This window comes from Pseudomonas sp. CCC3.1 (assembly GCF_034347405.1).
Lineage (GTDB): Bacteria > Pseudomonadota > Gammaproteobacteria > Pseudomonadales > Pseudomonadaceae > Aquipseudomonas.
The window spans coordinates 2,446,976-2,467,474 of the sequence record NZ_CP133778.1 but is presented as its reverse complement, the minus strand read 5'-3'; the positions used below and the strand labels follow the sequence as shown (position 1 = coordinate 2,467,474).

The following is a 20,499-nucleotide window of genomic DNA, read 5'->3' as shown; positions in this document are numbered from 1 at the left end:
CATGCTGCGCTATATCATTTTTCGGCTGTTGCTGCTGATCCCGGTGCTGCTGGGGGTGTCACTGATCGTCTTTGTGCTGCTGCACCTGGGCAATGGCGACCCGGCGCTGGATTACCTGCGCCTGTCGCAGATTCCGCCCACGGATATGGCACTGGCCGAAGCCCGGCATGCACTGGGCCTGGACCGGCCCCTGCCGGAGCAATACGTGACGTGGCTGTGGAATGCCATGCACCTGGACTTCGGCATCTCGTACATCACCGGGCGCCCGGTGCTGGATGACCTGCTGTATTACCTGCCGGCCACCTTGCAACTGGGTGGATTGGCGCTGCTGGTGACGCTGCTGATGAGTATTCCCCTGGGCCTTGCGGCGGCACGCTGGAAAGGCCGCTGGCCGGATCAGGTGGTGCGCTTTATCACCTTTATCGGGGTGTCGATGCCCAACTTCTGGCTGGCGTTTCTGCTGATTGCCCTGCTCTCGCTGTGGCTGGGCTGGTTGCCGCCCATGGGCCGTGGCGGGCTGGAGCATCTGATCATGCCGGTCTTGGCCATCGCGCTGATGTCGATGTCAATCAATGCCCGCCTGTTGCGGGCCAGCCTGCTGGATGTCCGCCAGCAGCGGCATGTGTTCTATGCGCGGGCTCGCGGCCTGAACGAACGCCAGGTGTGGCGCGACCATATCCTGCGCAACGCCTGGATGCCGCTGGTGACCGCCACCGGCATGCACATTGGCGAGTTGCTGGGCGGCGCGCTGGTGATCGAAACCATCTTTGCCTGGCCTGGCGTCGGGCGCTTCGCGGTCAGCGCAGTGCTCAATCGCGACTTCCCGGTGATGCAGTGCTTCACCCTGCTGCTGACCACATTGCTGGTGCTGTGCAATCTGGTGGTCGACATTTGCTACGCCTGGCTTGACCCCCGTACGCGTCTGTCGGGGGTGATGGCATGAATACATTCAGCGCAGCATTTTCCAGCAAAAAAGGCGGGGTGCGGGTCGGGTATGTACTGGTTGGCGTGCTACTGCTATTCGCCTTGTTCGGTGCCTGGATCGCGCCGTATGACGCCACGCTGGTGAACCTCGACGACCGCTTGCTCCCCGCCAGCACCCACCACTGGCTGGGCACTGATCATCTGGGGCGCGACGTGCTTTCACGGCTGATTGTCGGCACGCAATTGTCATTGGGCAGCGTGGTGTTGGTGCTTGCTCTGGTGTTGATACTTGGGGTGACGATTGGCGGCATCGCCGGAATCGTCGGCGGCAAGATCGACATGTTTCTGATGCGCCTGTGCGACATGTTCCTGACCTTCCCGACTCTGGTGCTGGCGTTCTTCCTGATTGCCCTGCTGGGCACCGGGCTGACCAACGTGATCATTGCCATCGCCCTGTCGCACTGGGCCTGGTATGCGCGAATGGTGCGCGGCATGGTGCTGGCCCAGCGCAATCGTGACTACGTGCTGGCTTCACGTCTGGCCGGGGCTTCGCGGCTGACCCGTTTGCGCCAACATGTGATGCCTAACGTAGTGGGCCAGTTGCTGGTTCTGGCCTCGATGGACATTGGTCACATGATGCTGCACGTCTCGGGGCTGTCCTTTCTGGGGTTGGGCGTGAGCCCGCCCACGCCGGAATGGGGGGTGATGATCAATGATTCCAAGGAATTTATCTGGACCCACCCGCAACTGTTGCTGTGGCCAGGCTTGATGATCTTTATCTCGGTGATGGCTTTCAACCTGCTGGGTGACGCCTTGCGTGATCGGCTCGACCCCAGCGTCCTGGCGGAGATCAAAGAATGACCCGAACCCTGAGCATTCAAGGCCTGAGCCTCAAGCACCAGCAACGCACACTGGTCGATCATCTGGACCTGACACTCAAGGCTGGTCAGGTGCATGCGCTGGTCGGCGCCAGCGGTTCGGGCAAATCCCTGAGCTGCCTGGGCATTCTCGACTTGCTGCCACCGGGCGTGCACGGCAGCGCCACCCTGCGCCTGGATGGGCACGTGGTGCAGCCCGCCCAACTGCGTGGCCGTGAGGTGGCGCTGGTGTTGCAAAACCCGCGCAGCGCCTTCAACCCGGTGCGCTCACTGCGACAGCATGCACTGGAGACTCTGCACATCCGCGGCGTGCGCGGTGCGCAGGCCGAGCAATTGATCCACGACACCCTGCATGAAGTGGGACTGTTCGATGGGCCGCGGATTCTCGATTCGTTTGCCTTCCAACTCAGCGGCGGCATGCTGCAACGGGTCATGATTGCTTTGGCCTTGTTGGCCGACAGCCATTTCTTGCTCGCCGACGAGCCCACCAGCGACCTCGACGTTGTCGCCCAAGCGCGCTTTCTCGACCTGCTGGAGCGGCTGGTGGCGCAACGCAACCTGGGCGTGCTGTTGATCACCCATGACATGGGCGTCGTGGCACGCTGCGCCGATCAGGTGTCGGTCATGGCCCACGGGCGGATCGTCGAACAGGCCGATGTGCATACCCTGTTCCACGCCCCCCAAAGTGAAGAAGCGCGCACGCTGCTGGCGGCGCATCACGCATTGACGATGGAGGCCTGTACGCCATGAGCCTTATCCAGGTACGCAACGTGAGCCACGGTTACACCGCGGGCGGGCTGTTCAGCAAACGGCATCGGATTCAGGTGCTGAGCACTCTTGATCTTGACCTGCACGACGGCCAGAGCCTGGGTCTGCTGGGCGGCAGCGGCAGTGGTAAAAGCACCCTCGCCCGCCTGCTGATGGGCCTGGAACATGCCGATCAAGGCAGCATTACCTTCAATGGCCGACCCTTGCAGGGGCTCGACCCGCAGTTCTTGCAACGGGTACAAATGGTCTTTCAAGACGCCCTCAGCGCCTTCAATCCCCAGCGCACGATTGGCTGGAGCATTGCCGAACCGTTGCGCCATCTTTCGAACATGCATGGTGATGCCTGCAAAGAACGGGTTGAGCAATTACTGGTGCAAGTCAGACTGCTGGCCAGCGACCACGACAAATTGCCTTCGCAACTCAGCGGCGGCCAGTTGCAACGGGCTGGAATTGCCAGGGCCATGGCCGTTGGCCCGCAGTTGATTATTCTCGATGAAGCCCTGTCCAACCTGGACCGCGTGCTGCAAGTACAGATTTTGGACCTGCTGGCTGACCTGCGCCGAGCGTCCGGCACTGGTTTTCTGTTGATCACCCATGACCTGAGCCTGGTGCAGCGTTTTTGCCAGCGGGTTGTGGTGCTTGCCGAAGGCTGCTTGGTCGAAGACCGTGAAGTGACCCCGCACATGCGCTTCGAGCACCCGGCAGCGCGCATCCTGCAAGAAGCGGTATTGCCAGCGATGCCGAAGTGAGGATGATCCTGTGGGAGCGGGCTTGCCCGCGATAGTATCAACGCGGTTTAACAGAAAACTGCATTGCCTGAATTGCTGGCAAGCCAGGCTCCCACAAGAGATTTGAAACCGTGCAAATACAAATGGTAAAGATTTGTAAATAACAATGATTGCTATTCGTTCAGGTGTGAAGCTTTGTAACCCTTTCTCGGTTACGCAGTTCCTCATCTGGAGTATTCGCAGATCATGCGCAAAATGTTCACCTTGCCAACATCGGCCTTTACGTTGGTCGCTTTAGGTCTGTTCAACCACGCTTTCGCCTCTGGCAACACAGTCGATCTGCCTGCCACCACCGTCAGTGCCGCTGACACCGAGGAAGACACGCCTGATGGTTATCAGGGCAAGCCCAGCGCGACGACCACCCGGCTCAACCTCAGCGCCCAGCAAACCCCGCAAGGCATTACCAGCATCAAGCGCGAGCAACTCGATGACTTCAACCTCAACAGTATTCGCAATGTGCTGGACAACACGCCGGGAGTGAATGTGCAGAAGGTCGAAACCGACCGCACGTACTTCACGGCCCGCGGCTTTGACATCACCAACTTTCAGTACGACGGCATGGGCATGCCGTTGAATAACGGCCTGTTGGTGGGCGATATCGACATGGCGCCCTATGAGCAAGTCGACATTCTGCACGGCGCCAACGGCCTGATGACCGGCACCGGCAACCCATCTGCCACCGTGAACTTCATCCGTAAACGCCCGACAGCTGACACCCAAGCCAAAATCAGTGTCAGTGGCGGCTCTTGGGACAAGCGCCGAGTCGACCTGGATGTCTCCGGGCCATTGACCGATTCGGGCAATGTGCGCGGACGGCTGATTTACGCCAACGAAGTGGGCAATTCATACCTGGATAACTACTCCCGGGAAAAGAACATCTTCAGCGGCATGCTGGCCTTCGACCTGACTGACAGCGACACCCTGACCGTGGGCTATGAAGACCAGAAGTCCAACGCCAACGGCGCCAGTTGGGGCGCATTGCCGCTGACCGATGCCAGCGGCAATGCCATTCACTACCACAGCACCAGTTCGAACATTTCTCAGCCGTGGGTGTATTGGGACGTGCACACCACGCGCGCCTTTGCCGAATGGCAACACAGCTTCGCCAATGACTGGAAGTCAACGCTGACCCTGACTGCCATGGATCACCGCGAAGACACCAACATGTTCTACATCTACGGGGACAGCACATCGTCCACTGGCTATACCGGTCTGGCCTCCAAATACAAGGACAAGACCCGCGAACTGGATGGCGACGTTTCGTTCAGCGGCCCGTTCAGCCTCGGCGGCCGCGAGCATCAACTGACCTTCGGCGCCAACGTGGCGCGCTCTAAAACCCAGGAAACCTCGCTGTACGGCACCTCGTCGTACTACACCTCGGTCTCGCTGCAAGACGCTTTGAACGGCTCGATCGCCAAACCCACTTACGACATTGCCAGCGCCGACGCGACCTCGGACTACACCGACCGCCAGAAAAGTGTCTATGTCGGTACGCGTTTTAACCTGACCGATGACCTGCACCTGATCACCGGCGCGCGCATGCTCAGCGCCGACAGCGATGGCGAGAACTATGGTTCGGCACGCGAGGTGAGTATTCATGGCAAGGTCACGCCGTACGCGGGCGTGGTTTACGACCTGACACCTCAGTACTCGCTGTATGCCAGCTATACCAAGATCTTCAACCCGCAGTACTACTTGAACTCACAGGGCAAAGTACTCGACCCATTGGAAGGCAAGAGTTATGAGGCCGGGATCAAGGGCCATGTGCTGGATAACAAACTGAATGTCACGGCCGCGGTGTTCCATACCCAGCAAGACAACGTCGCCACTTACTCTGGCTATAACGCAGCCCTGGGCGGCTATCTGTACGACGGCATGTCCTACAAGAGCAGCGGGATTGAGCTGGAAGCCTCGGGCGAGCTGGCGCCGGGCCTGCAAGTCAGCGGCGGCTATACCTACGTGTACATCACCGATGCTGATAATGAGCGCGGCCGAAAGTTTATCCCGCGCAATGCGTTGACTTCGTCCATGACTTACAAACTGCCGATGGCACCGAAAATCAAGATCGGTGGCAATGTGAAATGGCAGAGCGAGGTTGAAAACGACACAACCCCGGCAGCCAATCAGGCCGCCTATATGCTCGTGGGCTTGATGAGCAGTTACCAGATCGACTCGCACTGGAGCACCCAGCTGAATCTCGACAACCTGACCAACCAGAAGTACCTGCAAAGCGTACGTTATGGCCAGAGCAACTACGGCGATCCGCGTAATGTGACGGCGTCCGTGAGCTGGAAATTCTAAAAGCGGCAACGGGCCGGACAATCTGTGGGAGCTGTCTTGCCAGCGATGTGGGCGATGCGATCTTGTGGGTAGACCGCACCGAAACCATCGCTGGCAAGCCAGCTCTCACACGTTGGTTTATGCCCGCGGCAACACCGCCAGAATCCGCTCGGCGATGCGTTCGACATGGGTCTCCAGCGCGAAGTGGCCGGTGTCCAGCAATTCCACCACCGCGCTGGGGTTGTCGGTTTTATAGGCGTGGGCACCCGGCGGAATGAAAAATGGATCGTGCTTGCCCCAAATCACCAGCGTCGGAATTTGCGCAGCCTTGAAAAACGCCTGGAACTGCGGGTACAGGGTCAAATTGTTGCGATAGTCGAGAAACAGGTCCAACTGAATCTCGTCATTGCCCGGCCGCTGCATCAACAACAGATCAAGCATCCACGACTCAGGCGCCACTAATTCGGGTCTCTCGACCCCATGCAGGTACTGATAGCGCGTGCCTTCCAGGCTCAAGACAGCAGCGCGGATCACCTCGCGATTAGCCGCACTCGGCTCAGCCCAATACGCGCGAATCGGTGCCCAGGCATCCCCCAGTCCTTCGAGATAGGCGTTACCGTTTTGCGACACCAGTGCGCTGACCCTCTGCGGGTGCGCCACTGCCAGACGCAGGCCGACCGGCGCGCCATAGTCAAAAACATAAAGCGCATAGCGAGTGAGTTTCAGCGCTTCGACGAAATGGCCCAAGGTGATTGCCAGGTTGTCGAAGCTGTATGTGTAGTCGCGCTCTGCGGGGACTTCAGTGAAGCCAAAGCCCGGCAAGTCCGGCGCGATCACCCGATAACGGGTGGCCAGCAACGGGATCAGGTTGCGGTACATGTGCGACGAACTGGGAAAACCATGCAGCAAGAGCATGACCGGCGCCGAAGGGTCGCCCGCTTCACGATAAAACACCCGTACACCATCGGCATCGACGGACTGGTAGCGCACCACTGGGGTTGAAAACGGCATAACGGCACTCCTCATGTAACTGCTTAAATCGCTTATTAGGGTTACTCGAGGCGAAAATTGCGCTTTATTGTGTAACCTGTCAAATAGATTTTTACAGTTACCATCCGCGAGCCAGTAACTACACAGAGCACCGAATAACGGTTACGATTGCGCATTGCTTCCGAGGATCGACCATGAGTTCTGCCTCCCCTGCTGCACCGCTTGAACCCTATGTACTGGCTGATGAGCCCGTGCTGGACATGCTCAATACGCTGGCCAATGTTGACGGTGAGCCGCTGGATTTTTGGCAAAGCGATGCCAATGTCGAGCGTTGGCTGGTGCGTCTCGGCTGGTTTGCAGAAGGTGCAGTGCCAGCATTCGAGGAAGGTGCCTTGCTCATAGCGGCCAGGCATTTGCGTGAAGTGATTCGTGACCTGCTGGAGCGACGCAAGGCCGGGCAACAAGGCGACCCTGGCGCTCTGAACAGTTTTTTGCGCAAGGCCGTCAGCTACCCGCAACTGGTGTGGGCAGCCCCCGGCGAGTTAGACCTGCAGCGCCAGCGCAAGCAGCAGACCCCTGAGCAGTTCCTCGCCCCGATTGCCGAAGCCGCTGCTGTGTTGCTGGTGCAGGGCGATTTCGAGTTGATCCGCACCTGCGAACACCCGGAATGCGTGCTGTGGTTTTATGACCGCACCAAAGCCCATAAACGGCGCTGGTGCAGCATGGCGCTGTGCGGCAATCGCCATAAAGTCGCTGAGTTTCGCAAACGTAAACTTCAGCCCTAGTGAACAGTTAACCTTTGGCAGCGCCCGGCACCATGCGAAAGGCCACACCAAAGCGGTTGTAGGCGTTCATCAGCCCGATGGCGTAGGTCAGCTCTGCCAGTTCCTTGTCGTTGAAGTGCGCCGTCACCGCGTCATAGTCAGCCTGCGGAACTCCTGTTTCAGCGACGCGGGTGACGCTTTCAGCCCACGCCAGAGCCGCCTGTTCACGCGGCGTAAACAGCGTTTGGGCTTCGTGCCACACAGGCACCAGCACCAGTTTGTCGACGCTCATGCCCAGCTTGAGCAGGTCTCGCGAATGCAGGTCGATGCAATAGGCGCAGCCATTGATCTGCGACACCCGCAGATACACCAGATCGATCAGTTGCTTGGAAAGGTCGCTGTTTTGCAGCGCGACGTGCACGCCACCAAACGCTTTGAACGCTTCAGGGGAGGCCTTGGAATAGTCGATACGCTTGCTCATGTTTTGCCCTTGCTTTGGTGAGTTCAGTGGCGCCATAGTGCGGTTTCTTGGCCCTGTCAAAAAGGTCCATGATTTAGCTTTATCGCTAGACCAAGATTACGGCTATCTACCCCAGGCCCAACCATGCAAACCTCAATCCCGAGCTTCTCCCCGCTGGACCCTGCGTCCAGCGAGCCGATTTACCGCCAGCTCTATTGGCGATTCCGCGAGGCGATCAACGCCGGTTTGCTCAAGCCGGGAGATCGGGTGCCCGCCGCCCGTGCATTGGCCAAGGAACTGGGGCTGGCCCGCGGCACTATCGACACGGCCTACTCGCTCCTGACCTCCGAAGGCTACCTGTTGTCACGTGGTCAGGCGGGCACCATCGTCGCTCAGGGGATTACCGGCACTGCAACGTCAGACCCCGCTCCGACGGCCCGGCGCACGACAACACAGCTGGCGATCCGTGAGCAGTCGCCCATTCTGCCCTTTCAAATGGGCCTTCCGGCACTGGACGTTTTCCCTCGCAAGATATGGGCTCAAATCGGCGCTCGCTGCGTTCGCAGCACGCAGCCCCCCAATATGGCCAACCCGTCGGTGTATGGGTTGCACGCCTTGCGCGCAGCCATTGCCACCTATTTGCAGGTCTCTCGTGGCATCGCCTGTTCGCCCGCGCAGGTATTTGTCACAGGCGGCTATCGGGAGACGCTGTCGCTGATCACCCATGCCTTGCTTCAACCTGCCGACCGGGTGCTGATTGAAGACCCTTGCTACCCGCCGACCCGACGCCTGCTTGAACAATTGCACATGGCGCCTATCCCGGTGCCGGTTGATCAGGACGGCCTGTGTATCTCCAAGGCAATAAATGCACATCTCGGCGCTCGCGCAACCATTGTCACGCCAGCACACCAAAGCCCGCTGTGCGTGTCTCTGTCGTTGCCGCGCAGGCTGGCATTGCTGGAGTGGGCAAGCCAACAACAGGCCTGGATTGTCGAAGACGATTACGACGGCGAGTACCGCTACGTCAGCCGCCCGCTGCCCGCACTCAAAAGTTTGGACCGCGAGGGCCGGGTGCTCTACAGCGGCACATTCAGCAAAGTGTTGTTTCCGGGCATGCGCCTTGCCTACCTGGTCGTTCCTTCGGCGCAGGTGGAATGCTTTGAACGCACGTGCCAGACCTTTCAGGGCGGTTGCCCCGAACTGAATCAAGCCATCGCCGCGACGTTCATGGCCGAGGGGCATTTTGCCCGCCATATCCAGCGCATGCGCAAACTCTACAGCGAGCGACGGGCCATAGCGGTGACCGGGCTGAAAAGCGTGCTTGGCGAGCGCATCCAGATTGATGCCAACCCCGGCGGCATGCACCTGATCCTGCGGCTCAATGAGCCACAGTCAGACACCCTGCTGGTACAGCGCATGCGTGAGGCCGGTCTGTTTGCCGAAGCGCTGAGCGAATGGAGCCAACTGGGTGACAAGCCCTCAGCGCTGCTGCTGGGCTTCGCCAATATTGACTCGCAGGCCAGCGCTCAGGCACTGGGCGAACGCCTATTGGCGCTGATGTAACGCACTGTTCACTTAAGTGATTTCTGCCTCTGTGTGGGGCTAGCGTTGCGCGCCTGCACGGGGCTTTTCTTATGTGCGGGTCAGGCGCCGACTGGCAAAACTGAACGCCAGTACCAACAGAATCAACGCGCCGGTGGCCACTTGCTGCCAGTAGAAATTCCAGCCAATCAGCAGTAATCCATTGGCAATCACGTTGATAAACAGCACGCCCAACAACGTCCCGGGAATGTTCGCGCGCCCGGTTCTGCTTAAGGTCGTGCCCATGAAGACCGCACCGATAGCGTTGATCAAGTAAGCATTGCCGGACATCGGCACGTACGCGTTGACCGTGGAACTCAGCAGAACCCCGGCCAAGGCACAGGCCACTGCGCTGGCGATAAAGACTTTGAGCATGATCAGGCGTATCGAGAGCCCCGAATAGCGCGCCAGTTGCGCCTGGGTACCGACTGCGAGGATCTCCCGCCCCAGTCGTCCACGGGCCAAAATCACCCCGTAGATCACTGCCAACCCAGCCACCAGCCACAGCGGCAAAGGCACATTCAGCCAGGACACCGCCGTGATACCGGGCAAAACGTTTTGCGCGATATAGATCGGCTGGCCGCCCTCAGACAGCAACTGCTGCACGCTGGTGCCAATAAACAACGTGCCCAAGGTCGCCAGAAACGGGGTAATCCGAAGCCCGGCGATCAAACCCGCGTTAAAGCCGCCCACCAAAGCCCCCGCCAGTGCAGCCCCCGCCACCGCGACGCCCAAGCCATGCCCGGCATTGAGCAACACCACAAACGCCAGGCTGGCGAAGTCGACGGCGGTGCCCACTGACAAGTCGATGCCCCCGGCAGCCACGGCCCAGGTCATGCCAATCGCGACAATCGCCAGCAGCACGAAGTTGTTCAGCACCAGGCTGCTCAAATTGCCCACGCTCAAAAAACCCGGCGCAGTCGCCGCAAAGAACGCGACGATCATCACAATCAGCAGCGGCAATATCCCGCGCAACACGTGCGCCAACAGCGATGAAGATGAGGTATTGATAGCCAGCGCGGTCATTGTCCGCCCTCCTCTTTGCGCAACGCACTGGACATGGCAACCACCAACAGAATCAGCACGCCCTGGACGCCGTTGACCCAGAAACTGGCAATGTTCAACAACTGAAAACCGTTGATCAAAAAACCCAGCAACAGCGTCGCCAATAACGTGCCGGGAATGTTTGCCACCAGCCGTCTTGAGAACACCACGCCTAAAAAGGCAATGGCGACCACCGACAACAGCATCTCGCCCGAACCCGTGGTGCTGCCGCTGAAATACGACGCCGAACAAAAGGCAGCCAACGCCGCGCACACCCCGGCCAACAGGTAACTGGAGAACACATAACGGCCCACCCCCAGCCCTGCGGCACGTGCCGCCTCCGGGTACTCGCCGACCGCGTACAACCGCAGGCCATAAGGGCTGTGCTGAATCAACAAGCCTAAACCGGCCGCGACCACCAGCAGCACCCAGGCAAGCGCGGGCACCTGCAACCAGACGCCATTGGCCAATGTGTCGAGCAAGGCCGAGTCGGTGGGCAGCACACTGTTTTGGGTCAGGACCAGCTCCAGTCCGGCAATCAAGTTCATGCTCGCCAGAGTGGCCAGCAGCGGCGGCAATCGCAAGGCCACCACGCTCACGCCATTCAGGGCACCGACTGCCAGGCCGCAGAGCAACGTCAGGCCTATCGCTTGCCCGGCGCTGAAGCCTGCATTGTTGAGGCTGCTGTAGACCGCCGCGCACAGCCCCAAATTAGCCGCCAACGACAAGTCCAGGCCACCCGACACTACGTTGGAACCACCGCCGATGACCACACAGGTCAGGCCGAACGCGAGAATGCCCAGAATCGCCGACTGGGCGAATACATTGGCGATATTGGTCAGGCTTAGAAAGTTAGGGGCGCTCACGGCGAACACCGCCAGAATCAGCAGAAATGCCAATAGTGAGCCGCGACGCAGCACCAGCAGTCCGAGTCTTTGGGAAAGGCGCGGATGAGTATGAAGTTCAGACGACGGCATGTTCTGCCTCCCGCTCGGTATAAACAACTGTGCCCGGTAACTCACTGGCACCCGTCGCGCAGGCCAGCAAGCGATCACTGTCGACGTGGCGCGCATCGAAGTCACCCGCCAGTTCGCCTCGGTGCATGACCAGAATCCGGTCGGTGATGCCGATCAGTTCCGGCAAGTCCGACGACAACACCAGCACGGCGGCACCTGCTTCGGCCAAACGACCGATCAAGCGATAAATCTCGACCTTGGCGCCAATATCAATCCCTACGCTGGGCTCGTCCAACAGGTACAAGGCAGCGTCGCGGCTGAGCCATTTGCCCAGCGCGACTTTCTGTTGATTGCCGCCACTGAGTTGCTGCACCGCCGCGTCATGGCCTGCGGTCTTGATCCCCAGTTCGGCGATCAGACGCTCACTTTCCCGGACTTGCGCGGCTCGATCCAGCAGCCCCCAGCGACTGAAGCGTGACAGCCCGGCCAAGGTCAGGTTTTCCAGTACCGAAAGCAGCGGCGCGACGCCATGACTGCGACGCTCTTCAGGAACCAACGCAATGCCCTGACGCACGGCATCGCGCGGCGAGTTAAGACGCAGCAGACGGCCCTGCAAGGCGATGCTGCCGCGGTCTGGCTGAACCAACCCGAACAGGCTTTTGAGCAGTTCCTTGGCCCCCGAGCCCACCAGCCCGGTCAACCCTATGACTTCACCCCGGCGCACGCTCAGGTTGATGGCGCGATACGCCTGTCCCGCCGCAAGGTCTTTGAGTTCAAGCACCACCTCCCCCGATTTGACCTTCGGTTTGGGGTACATGTCGCCGACGTCACGATTGACCATCAGCCGGGCAATCTCTGCACTTGAAGTGCTGCGCGGATCGACCACCGCCACAGCGCGCCCGTTGCGCAATACTGTGACCTGATCACACAGGCTTTCGATTTCTTGCAGATAGTGCGAGATGTACAAAATCGACAAGCCCTGATCGCGCAGGCGACGAATGATCGCCAGCAACTGATCGACTTCGCGCTTGACCAGCGACACGCTGGGCTCGTCAAACACCAGAATTTTTGGCTTGGCCAGCAGCGCCCGGGTGATTTGCAAAATCTGCCGCTGGGCGCTGTCCAGTTCACTGACCAATGCCCCCGGCGGAAACTCCAGGTCGAAGTAGTCGCGCAACAAGCGCGCGGCTTCACGGTCCTGGGCGCGCCTGCGAATAAACGGCCCGCAACGCAGTTCATGCCCGAAAAACAGGGCTTCACCCACGGTGAAGCTCGGCGGCAACAGCCGCTCCTGATGGATAAAATGCACCCCCAGCGCTTCAATCTGCCGCGGGCTTAGCGACGTGAACGTGTGCCCATCGACCGCCAACGTGCCGCTGTCTGCGCGATGAATGCCCGCCAGCACTTTGATCAGTGTCGACTTGCCCGCACCGTTCTCTCCGACCAGGCCGTGAATCGACCCGCGCTCAACCCGCAGGTCCACTCCGTCCAGCGCCTGAGTCGGTCCGAAACGCTTAAAAATGCCTTGCAGGTGCAAAGCGGGTGGTGCGGCACTCACTGGTCGCCTCGCAGCTTTTGCACCTGCTCAATGTTAGCGGCGGTGGTCAGCAAGGTTGGTACCTGGGTTTCTTTCGGCAAGTCATGCTGGCCCGCCAGATAGCGCGCTACGTTTTGCACGGCGGTCTTGCCGATCAGTGCGGGCTGCTGAGCCACCACCGCACCCACAGGCGAATCGCTGCGTTTGAGCAGTTCCAGCACTTCGGGCGTGCCATCAACGCCATAGGTTTTGATCTCGGTGCGGCCCGCATCCACCAGCGCCTTGCTGGCACCCAGCTGGGGAATATCCCAGGCTGACCAGATCGCCGTGACACTGCCTTTGGGGTACTTGTTGAGCAACGCGCTGATCTGGCTGTAAGCATCCTGCACGGTGTTCGGGATCACATCCCGCAGCTCGGGCTCGATGATGTGCAGGTCCGGGTGGTCCTTGAGTGCCAGCTTGAGCTGGTCATAGCGAATGGCACACACCGGCACGCCATAAAAGCCGTTGAACACCAGTACATTGCCTTTGCCGCCACTGTCTGCGATCAACTGTTCGGCCAGGTTTTTACCCGTAGCGACGTTGTCTGAAGTGGTGTTAGTGAGGCTGTATTGCGATGGCGCATCAATAGTGAACAGCGGAATCCCGGCTTTACTGATGCGCTTGAGCCACGGGTCGATCACGCTCAGGGTGCCGAGGGTCTGAATCACTGCATCGGGTTTCTGGGTGACCACGGTTTGCAACTGCGTGACCAGGTTCTTGTCATTGCGCCCGGCGTCGAGGGTAATCGGCGTGCCACCGAGGCGCTTGACCTCTGCGACCTGAGCCTCGAAGGCCTTCACATCAAAATAGTGGCTGGTGCCGGTCATGCTGATAGCAATGCGCTTGCCGGCCAGCGACGGCACATCACTGTCGTCAGCAAAAGCCTGTGCGCCCACACCGACGCTGATCAGCGCCAACGCCATGGCGTGCAGAAATCGGGAACGACGAAAACGCGGTTGAGGGGCGGTGACATCTGGCATGAAGGCGGTTCCTGAGTTGTTTGTCAGGAACACTGCACAGACCATGCCGCTGCCTGAAACCGGGCTTTACGGCAGGAAAAAAGGCCTGAAGCTGCGCAAATACACAACAGAGTGTTGTCTGGCTGTTGGATTACCAACAGTTGCATATCGAACACTAAACCGCTGTAGGAGCGAGCTTGCCTCGCGATCTCTTGATCTTTTTAAAGATCGCGAGGCAAGCTCGCTCCTAAGGGAATGTGGGTCAATGCGGGGCCGGTTCTTCGCGCACGCCGGGCAGGGTCAGGATTTGCTTTAATAATTCCACTGCTTCTATCCGGGTGGTTTTTCCGAACTGGACGATCACGCTTTCGGTGCCCATGTCCGGACCGCGCTCAACGATCACCTGTTTGATGCGATCCGCACGCTCGCCCAACAGTTGCTGCAGGCTGGAGTAGGAGACGACGCCAGTGGGCGCTATCAGTTTGACCACATGCACCTTTACATAATCGCGATAGCGCCGCTCTACCGGCCCCAGCGCTATCAAGGTCAGCAAAATGATGACCGTCGCAGCGACGGCCAGCAGATAGAGCCCGCTACCAATGGCCATGCCGATGGCGGCGACGGCCCATAAGCTCGCGGCCGTGGTCAGGCCCCTGATCACGTCCCCGCGCACCATGATCGAACCCGCGCCTAAAAAGCCGATGCCAGTGACCACTTGTGCAGCAATTCGAGAGGGATCCAGCTGTGTGCCCGGCATGGTCAGCGCCTGCTGAAAACCAAAAGCGGAGACGATCATAAACAGGCAAGCACCGGTTGCGACCAACATGTGAGTGCGCAAACCGGCCGTCCAAAACAGGTGCTCTCGCTGAAAACCGATCACGCTGCCCAGCAACACCGCCAGCAGCAAGCGCACGCACATTTCCCACTCTGAAATCATGAAAACCCCTCATCCTTAACAGCCTGCCGATGCAGGACAAGCCACCAGCATAGCCAAGGATCAAGGGGCTCGGGATTAACCTCAGCGCAACGGCGGCAGACCGTAGGCCCCGAGGTCAAACTCCGCCAACTTGCGGATGATCAGGTCGGCGTGGTGATACTTGCTGTCGACCATGGCCGCATCAGGCACGGCGATGGCGGTCATGTTGGCGGCTTTGGCGGCCGTTACGCCAAAGGGCGAATCTTCGAACACCAGGCAATCTTCAGGCGCAATGCCCAAACGGCGGGCAGCCGTCAGAAAAATATCGGGCGCAGGCTTGGCAGCGCCGACTTCCGGGTCATCGGCTGTGACGATGGTGTCAAACAACGAAAACCACTCGCGGTGCAAGGTGGTTTTGTAACCAAAGCCACCGCTCGACGAACTGGTGCCCACGGCAATCGGAATGTTGTGAGCCTTCAAGTGCCGCACCAGCGCTTCAGCGCCCGGCATGCCGAGGGCTTTGGAAAAACGCTCGGCCATCAGCGGCTCACGCTGGAGCAAAAATTCTTTCCAGGTGATGGGCAATTCCAGCGCTTTGACAATGTACTCAGCCAGGTCCTGAACGCCTCGACCAATGATGTGCTGCTTGATGTTCCAGTCATAAGTCTTGCCGTAACGTTCGACGACGATTTGCGTGACTTCGGAGTAGATACCTTCTGTATCCAGCAATAAGCCATCCATATCGAAAATCACGGCCTTGATCGGGCCGACAGCAGTACGCGGTGTGTTCATCACAACAAATCCGTGGCAAAGGGCTAAAAGGATTCCGCACCATAACTGCCCGTGTTACCTGAATACCAGTGTGTTAAGCAGAGAAATCCCGTAGTCGCTGCCGCAGGCTGCGATGGGTTGCGCAGCGGCCCTGCTTTTGAATGAAAAAAGGGGGATTCAGATGCCCACACAAACAGCGGTATTGATAATTACTCTCAGTTAACTTAACGTCGCCGCGCTTCCAGGCTCATCACTTTTTGAGTTCCCCCGTGACCGACACTACCGCCAGGCTGCAACTCTATCTCGACCACCGCCCCGCACTGATCAACTACGCCAAGGTTGTGGTGGGCGATCATGCGCGTGCCGAAGATGTGGTGCAGGACGCCTTTTTGCGCTTTTTTGCCAGCACTGACGAGGTCGTGGAGCAACCGGTGGCCTATCTGTATCGCATCGTGCGCAATCTGGCGCTGGACGCGGTGCGCCGCCAGGCCACCGAGAAACGTCAGCAACAATCGCCGCCACAGTGGATGCGCCCTGGCCAGGAGTTGTCGCCGGAGCAACGGGTGGTTCATGGCGATGATGCCAGTCGCATTGCCGCGACCCTGGCGAGCTTGCCCGAACAAATGCGTATTGCAGTCGAGATGCATCGTCTGGGCGGGTTCACGTTGCAGCAAACTGCCGATCACCTCAACATCTCGCTTTCCAGCGCCCATCGTCTGGTCAAGGATGCCATTGTTCACCTGGCCTCAAGCGTCGCCACCCACGACCTTGCCCCCAGCGCGCACTGTAAGGAACGCCCGTATGCATAACGCCCTCCTGCCTCGGACTGTCTCGGCTAAAAGCCTCGAAGACGCCGGCCAGTGGCTGCTGGACTTGCAACATCAGCCCGAGCGCTTCGAAGACTTCGATCGCTGGTTGCACAGCAACGATGAACATTTTGAAGCCTGGGCGCAGGTTAATCGCGCCTGGGAAGCACTCGCAGCGCAACCCGCCAGCACTGAGCAACACTGGCCGCAAGCGCCCTCGAATGTCACACCGCTGCGGCCCCACGCTCGCCTGCCATGGCTGGCCGCCGCGTGCGTCAGCGCCCTGGCCGTGTGCGCAGCGCTGGTGTTAAACCCCGGCTGGCGCGCCGATTACAGCACGAGCACGGCGCAGACCCGCGAGGTCACTTTGAGCGACGGCAGCCGTCTGACCCTGGCCCCGCAAAGCGCGGTCAATGTGACCTTCAACGATCATTTAAGGCAAGTCACGCTGGTGCAGGGTGAAGTTTTTTTTGATGTGGCACACGACGCCCAAAAACCGTTTGAGGTGCGCAGCGAAGAAGCGGTTATCCGCGTGCTGGGCACGGCTTTCGACGTGGCGCAGCGCAATGCCGGGCTCAGTGTCGAAGTGCGCGAAGGCACCGTGGGCGTCAACCAGCACTATCGGCTCGGCGCCGGGCAGCGTTTGTGGATCGACCGAAAAACGGGCAACGCCACTCAATCGCGGGTGATGCCGGCTGAAGTCGCGGGCTGGATCAATGGCGCGCAGTTCTTTGAAAATGCCAGCGTGGCTCAGGTGGTCGAGCAACTCGACCACTACCAGCGCGGCTGGATAGTGATCAATGACCCGGCACTGGCCAACAAGCGTGTCACAGGCCTGTATGACATGCGCGATACCCAACGCGCGCTGCAAGCCCTGGTGGCGCCGATTGGCGGTGAAGTGCGTCAGTACTCCCCTTTGCTGACGGTCATAGGCAACCAAAAAACCGCCAAATGACAATTATTTTCGTTATTGCTGAAAAAAAAACCGCAGGTGTACGTCTTTGTAGCTCCTTGTATTGCGAATGAATCGTAATACCAAAAAACATAAGGCGATGACACATGGGTAACCGATCACACGTTGCGCACTCCAAAGTACCGGTGGCGCTGGCCGTACTGTGTGTGGCGATCAACAGCGCGATTTTTCAGCCGCCGTCGGCGGTAGCGGCAGAACCCAACGCGCTGCCGAGTGATCAGGCTACCCGCTTTTTCGACATCCCGGCCCAACCCCTGACCAGCGCCCTGAGCGCTTTTGCACGGCAAGCGAATCTGCAATTGGGCTTGGCTGCCGGGCTGGTGGACGGCCTGCAAGCACCCGCGCTGCGCGGTAACTTCAGTAATGAGCAAGCGTTGCATCAGTTGCTTGGCGATGCGCCCGTCAATTGGAAAATCGACAGCCAGCGCAGTCTTATCCTCAGCCCGCGCGGCGCGGCCAGTGCAGGCCTCGACGCCGACCTGGATGACGGGCTGGACGCGTCCGAAATGCTCGGCGCCGTGACGATCAAAGGCGGCCAGACCAGCCGTTTGACCGGCTCGGCCGCGCAGGTCTACACCAAAGCGGGCTCCAGCGTGTACATCTCTGGCGAAACCATCAATCGCTTCCGGGGTTCATCCCCCGCCGACATTCTCAAAGGCGTGCCTGGCGTACAAACCGGTGACACCCGCAACGGCGGTGCACTGGACGTCAACATCCGTGGTATTCAGGGCCAGAGCCGCGTGCCGGTGACCATCGATGGCAGCCAGCAAGCCATTGACGCTTATCGCGGTTACGGCGGCATGCAGCAGCGCAGCTACATCGACCCCGACCTGATCAGCGACATTACGGTCGACAAAGGCCCAAGCCTTGGCGCCGATGCAGCAGGCGCCATCGGCGGCATGGTCAAAATGAAAACCTTGCAGCCCAAGGACATCCTCAAAGACGGCGAGACCTACGGTGTTCGCCTCAAAGGTGACATCTCCAGCAACAGCGTTGATCGCCCGCACGCGTACAACGCAACGCCGCGCAGTGGCAGCAACAGCATTTTCGACCCGCAGGCGCATTCGGGCAGCGTGGCGTTCGCCAGCACCAGCGAGATGATTGACTTTGTCGGTGCCTACACCCAACGCGAAAGCGGCAACTACTACGCCGGTAAAAAGGGCTTCAAGAAATACCAGGTGTACCAGCAAGTACGCCGCTACGATCCTGCCACCAAGAAGTACATCTACGTCACCGAAGAAGCCAATAGCCCGGCCAAGGTATTCAAGGCGGGCAACGAGGTGCTCAATACCTCTACCGACACCGAATCGGTGTTGCTCAAGACCATTATCAAACCGTCACCCGATCAAGCCCTTGAGTTGACCTACCGTTACACCGATGGCGAATACGGTGAAGTGATGCCGTCGCGAATCATCCGCAACAAGACCGGCACTGTGCCGCAGTGGCAGCCCGGCAGCATGCGGATCAACGCTTACACCGCGCGCTACACCTTCAAGCCGGAAGATAACCCGCTGATCGATTTCAGCGCTAACGCCTGGACCACCAAGGCCCAGAGCGAAGCGTTCAACGGTTTGAGCACGGTAACCCCGTTGTTTGGCTATGAAGGCGAACCAGATCAATTGGGTGAGGACGGTTATCAGGACGCCTTGCGCAATCGCACCAAGGACAATCGCTGGGGGGTGGACGTGAGCAACACCTCGCGCTTCGATACGCAAATCGGCAAGCTCGCCTGGTACTACGGCGGCTCCTTCCAAAAAGAGAAACTGCGCCCCGATGACAATTCCCCGGTGCTGCAATCTGACCTGGAGCAAAACCGCTTTATTCGCAGCGGCGACCGTCAGGAAGGCAGCCTGGTGAGTTCGCTGGAATGGGCACCGATCAAGCCCCTGACCTTTACCGTGGGCGGCCGCTACAGCGAATTCAGCAGCAAGGACCACAACCGACTCGCCTCACCTGCGACCTTTGGCACCCGCCCGGTGCGCTGGACCTGGCTGTACAAAGGCAAAGACCGCATTGGTTATGTGTACTGGCGCCCGGACCAGCAAGGCAACTTCACCCAAGACTCGCTCAACGCGACACCGTATGAAAAAGGCACCGTCGGCAGCACCGGCTACGACCGCGTTGAGGCCGATGATCCCGAGATGCTGAAGTACGCCACCAGCTACAGCTATGCCAAGCCGATCGAACGTCGCGATCATGCTTTCACGCCGTCGTTCGGTGTGAAGTACGACCTCACTGACGCCAGCTTCGTGTACCTCAATTACAGCGAAGGCGTGCGCATGCCGAGCCTGTTCGAATCCACGCTGGGCCTGTTCACCGCCGCCGTGCCGGGGGCCAACCTCAAGCCTGAGCACAGTAAAAATTGGGAAGTGGGTGCCAGCACCCTGAAAAACGATCTGTTCCTTGAGGGCGATACCGCCGCAGCCAAGCTGGCGTACTTCAACAACAAAATCGAAAACTACATCACCCGTGACTACCTCGACATCTTTGCGGGCAATCTGCAAAACGTTGACAGCTTCACAGTCAAGGGTATCGAGTTGCAGACCAGCTACGACATGGGTCGCGTGTTCACTGACGTGTCGGCCACCTACTACCTGAACGCCAAAACCTGTGCCCCGGACCTGGCGCAGAAACTGCGCGATGACGGCACGCCGACGCCGAACTGCGTGGACGGTGGCTTCCCGGGGTCGTACACCAACACCCAAAATCCGCCCAAGTATTCGATCAATACCACCGTGGGCACTCGCTGGTTTGACAACCATTTGGTACTCGGCGGGCGCATGGTCTACAACAGCGCGCCGACCGCTAAACTGAACAAACCGTGGAACGATGGCATCACCACCAACCAGATCTACTACCAGAAATCGGCGATCTTCGACCTGTTCGCCAGCTACGAAATCTACAAGGGCACCCAAATCGATTTCGGCGTGCAAAACCTGACCAACGTCTATTACCTCGACCCGCTGGCGCAAAGCTTTATGCCTGCACCGGGGCGCACGCTGCGTACGGGGCTGACGGTCAAGTTCTGACCTGAGGCGCGTTAACACACGGGATGCCCTGAA

The 20,499-nt window shown here is 59.4% G+C and carries 18 protein-coding genes; 10 read left to right on the top strand and 8 right to left on the bottom strand.

Annotated features, from left to right (window positions below):
- Position 1: 1 nt before the first annotated feature.
- The 5 genes from nikB (at position 2) to RHM56_RS11215 (ending at position 5,659) form a co-directional block, all read left to right on the top strand.
- Complete coding sequence (gene nikB, locus RHM56_RS11235) at positions 2–943, top strand: nickel ABC transporter permease subunit NikB (protein WP_322241254.1); 942 nt, start codon at positions 2–4, stop codon at positions 941–943.
- Positions 940–1,785: a nickel ABC transporter permease subunit NikC gene (gene nikC / locus RHM56_RS11230; protein WP_322241253.1), complete on the top strand. Its 846-nt coding sequence runs from the start codon at positions 940–942 to the stop codon at positions 1,783–1,785. The genes nikB and nikC overlap by 4 nt, the downstream gene beginning before the upstream one ends.
- Entirely contained in the window at positions 1,782–2,552 is a 771-nt protein-coding gene (locus tag RHM56_RS11225) for an ATP-binding cassette domain-containing protein (protein WP_322241252.1), read from the top strand. The genes nikC and RHM56_RS11225 overlap by 4 nt, the downstream gene beginning before the upstream one ends.
- Positions 2,549–3,319, top strand: a complete 771-nt coding sequence (nikE, locus tag RHM56_RS11220) for a nickel import ATP-binding protein NikE (RefSeq protein ID WP_322241251.1) — start codon at positions 2,549–2,551, stop codon at positions 3,317–3,319. The genes RHM56_RS11225 and nikE overlap by 4 nt, the downstream gene beginning before the upstream one ends.
- Before the next feature lie 225 nt (positions 3,320–3,544).
- A complete protein-coding gene (locus RHM56_RS11215) occupies positions 3,545–5,659 on the top strand; it encodes a TonB-dependent siderophore receptor (RefSeq protein ID WP_322241249.1) in 2,115 nt (704 codons plus the stop codon).
- Positions 5,660–5,776: 117 nt separating this feature from the next.
- Here RHM56_RS11215 and RHM56_RS11210 read toward each other — a convergent pair whose 3' ends face one another.
- A complete protein-coding gene (locus RHM56_RS11210) occupies positions 5,777–6,649 on the bottom strand; it encodes an alpha/beta hydrolase (RefSeq protein WP_322241248.1) in 873 nt (290 codons plus the stop codon).
- A gap of 173 nt (positions 6,650–6,822) precedes the next feature.
- On the opposite strand from RHM56_RS11210, the gene RHM56_RS11205 reads away from it, so the two are divergent.
- On the top strand, positions 6,823–7,413 hold the full coding sequence (locus RHM56_RS11205; RefSeq protein ID WP_322241246.1) for a CGNR zinc finger domain-containing protein: 591 nt from the start codon (positions 6,823–6,825) through the stop codon (positions 7,411–7,413).
- 7 nt (positions 7,414–7,420) lie between these two features.
- Here the strand turns inward: RHM56_RS11205 and RHM56_RS11200 are convergent, their stop codons facing one another.
- Positions 7,421–7,873, bottom strand: a complete 453-nt coding sequence (locus RHM56_RS11200) for a carboxymuconolactone decarboxylase family protein (RefSeq protein ID WP_322241245.1) — start codon at positions 7,871–7,873, stop codon at positions 7,421–7,423.
- A gap of 123 nt (positions 7,874–7,996) precedes the next feature.
- Between RHM56_RS11200 and RHM56_RS11195 the strand changes: the two genes are divergently transcribed.
- Positions 7,997–9,415, top strand: a complete 1,419-nt coding sequence (locus tag RHM56_RS11195) for a PLP-dependent aminotransferase family protein (protein WP_322241244.1) — start codon at positions 7,997–7,999, stop codon at positions 9,413–9,415.
- Between the two features lie 69 nt (positions 9,416–9,484).
- On the opposite strand, the gene RHM56_RS11190 is transcribed toward RHM56_RS11195, so the two are convergent.
- The 6 genes from RHM56_RS11190 to RHM56_RS11165 form a co-directional block, all read right to left on the bottom strand.
- Complete coding sequence (locus tag RHM56_RS11190; protein ID WP_322241243.1) at positions 9,485–10,459, bottom strand: ABC transporter permease; 975 nt, start codon at positions 10,457–10,459, stop codon at positions 9,485–9,487.
- Positions 10,456–11,454, bottom strand: coding sequence for an ABC transporter permease (locus RHM56_RS11185; RefSeq protein WP_322241242.1), 999 nt, complete (start codon positions 11,452–11,454; stop codon positions 10,456–10,458). The genes RHM56_RS11190 and RHM56_RS11185 overlap by 4 nt, the downstream gene beginning before the upstream one ends.
- Positions 11,441–12,991, bottom strand: coding sequence for a sugar ABC transporter ATP-binding protein (locus RHM56_RS11180; protein WP_322241241.1), 1,551 nt, complete (start codon positions 12,989–12,991; stop codon positions 11,441–11,443). Before RHM56_RS11180 ends, RHM56_RS11185 begins: the two co-directional genes overlap by 14 nt.
- Positions 12,988–13,935 carry a sugar ABC transporter substrate-binding protein gene (locus RHM56_RS11175; protein WP_322241754.1) on the bottom strand — a complete coding sequence of 316 codons (948 nt, stop codon included), beginning with the start codon at positions 13,933–13,935 and terminating at the stop codon, positions 12,988–12,990. Before RHM56_RS11175 ends, RHM56_RS11180 begins: the two co-directional genes overlap by 4 nt.
- A 298-nt stretch (positions 13,936–14,233) precedes the next feature.
- Positions 14,234–14,908 carry an MgtC/SapB family protein gene (locus RHM56_RS11170; protein WP_322241240.1) on the bottom strand — a complete coding sequence of 225 codons (675 nt, stop codon included), beginning with the start codon at positions 14,906–14,908 and terminating at the stop codon, positions 14,234–14,236.
- Between the two features lie 81 nt (positions 14,909–14,989).
- Positions 14,990–15,679, bottom strand: coding sequence for an HAD-IA family hydrolase (locus RHM56_RS11165; RefSeq protein WP_322241239.1), 690 nt, complete (start codon positions 15,677–15,679; stop codon positions 14,990–14,992).
- Positions 15,680–15,927: 248 nt separating this feature from the next.
- Here RHM56_RS11165 and RHM56_RS11160 point away from each other — a divergent pair, with 248 nt between their 5' ends.
- The 3 genes from RHM56_RS11160 to RHM56_RS11150 all read left to right on the top strand — a co-directional run bounded on the left by RHM56_RS11160 (position 15,928) and on the right by RHM56_RS11150 (position 20,466).
- Positions 15,928–16,467, top strand: a complete 540-nt coding sequence (locus RHM56_RS11160; protein ID WP_322241238.1) for a sigma-70 family RNA polymerase sigma factor — start codon at positions 15,928–15,930, stop codon at positions 16,465–16,467.
- Positions 16,460–17,419 carry a FecR family protein gene (locus RHM56_RS11155; RefSeq protein WP_322241237.1) on the top strand — a complete coding sequence of 320 codons (960 nt, stop codon included), beginning with the start codon at positions 16,460–16,462 and terminating at the stop codon, positions 17,417–17,419. The genes RHM56_RS11160 and RHM56_RS11155 overlap by 8 nt, the downstream gene beginning before the upstream one ends.
- Before the next feature lie 104 nt (positions 17,420–17,523).
- Positions 17,524–20,466 carry a TonB-dependent receptor gene (locus tag RHM56_RS11150; RefSeq protein ID WP_322241236.1) on the top strand — a complete coding sequence of 981 codons (2,943 nt, stop codon included), beginning with the start codon at positions 17,524–17,526 and terminating at the stop codon, positions 20,464–20,466.
- The last annotated feature ends 33 nt before the right edge of the window (positions 20,467–20,499 follow it).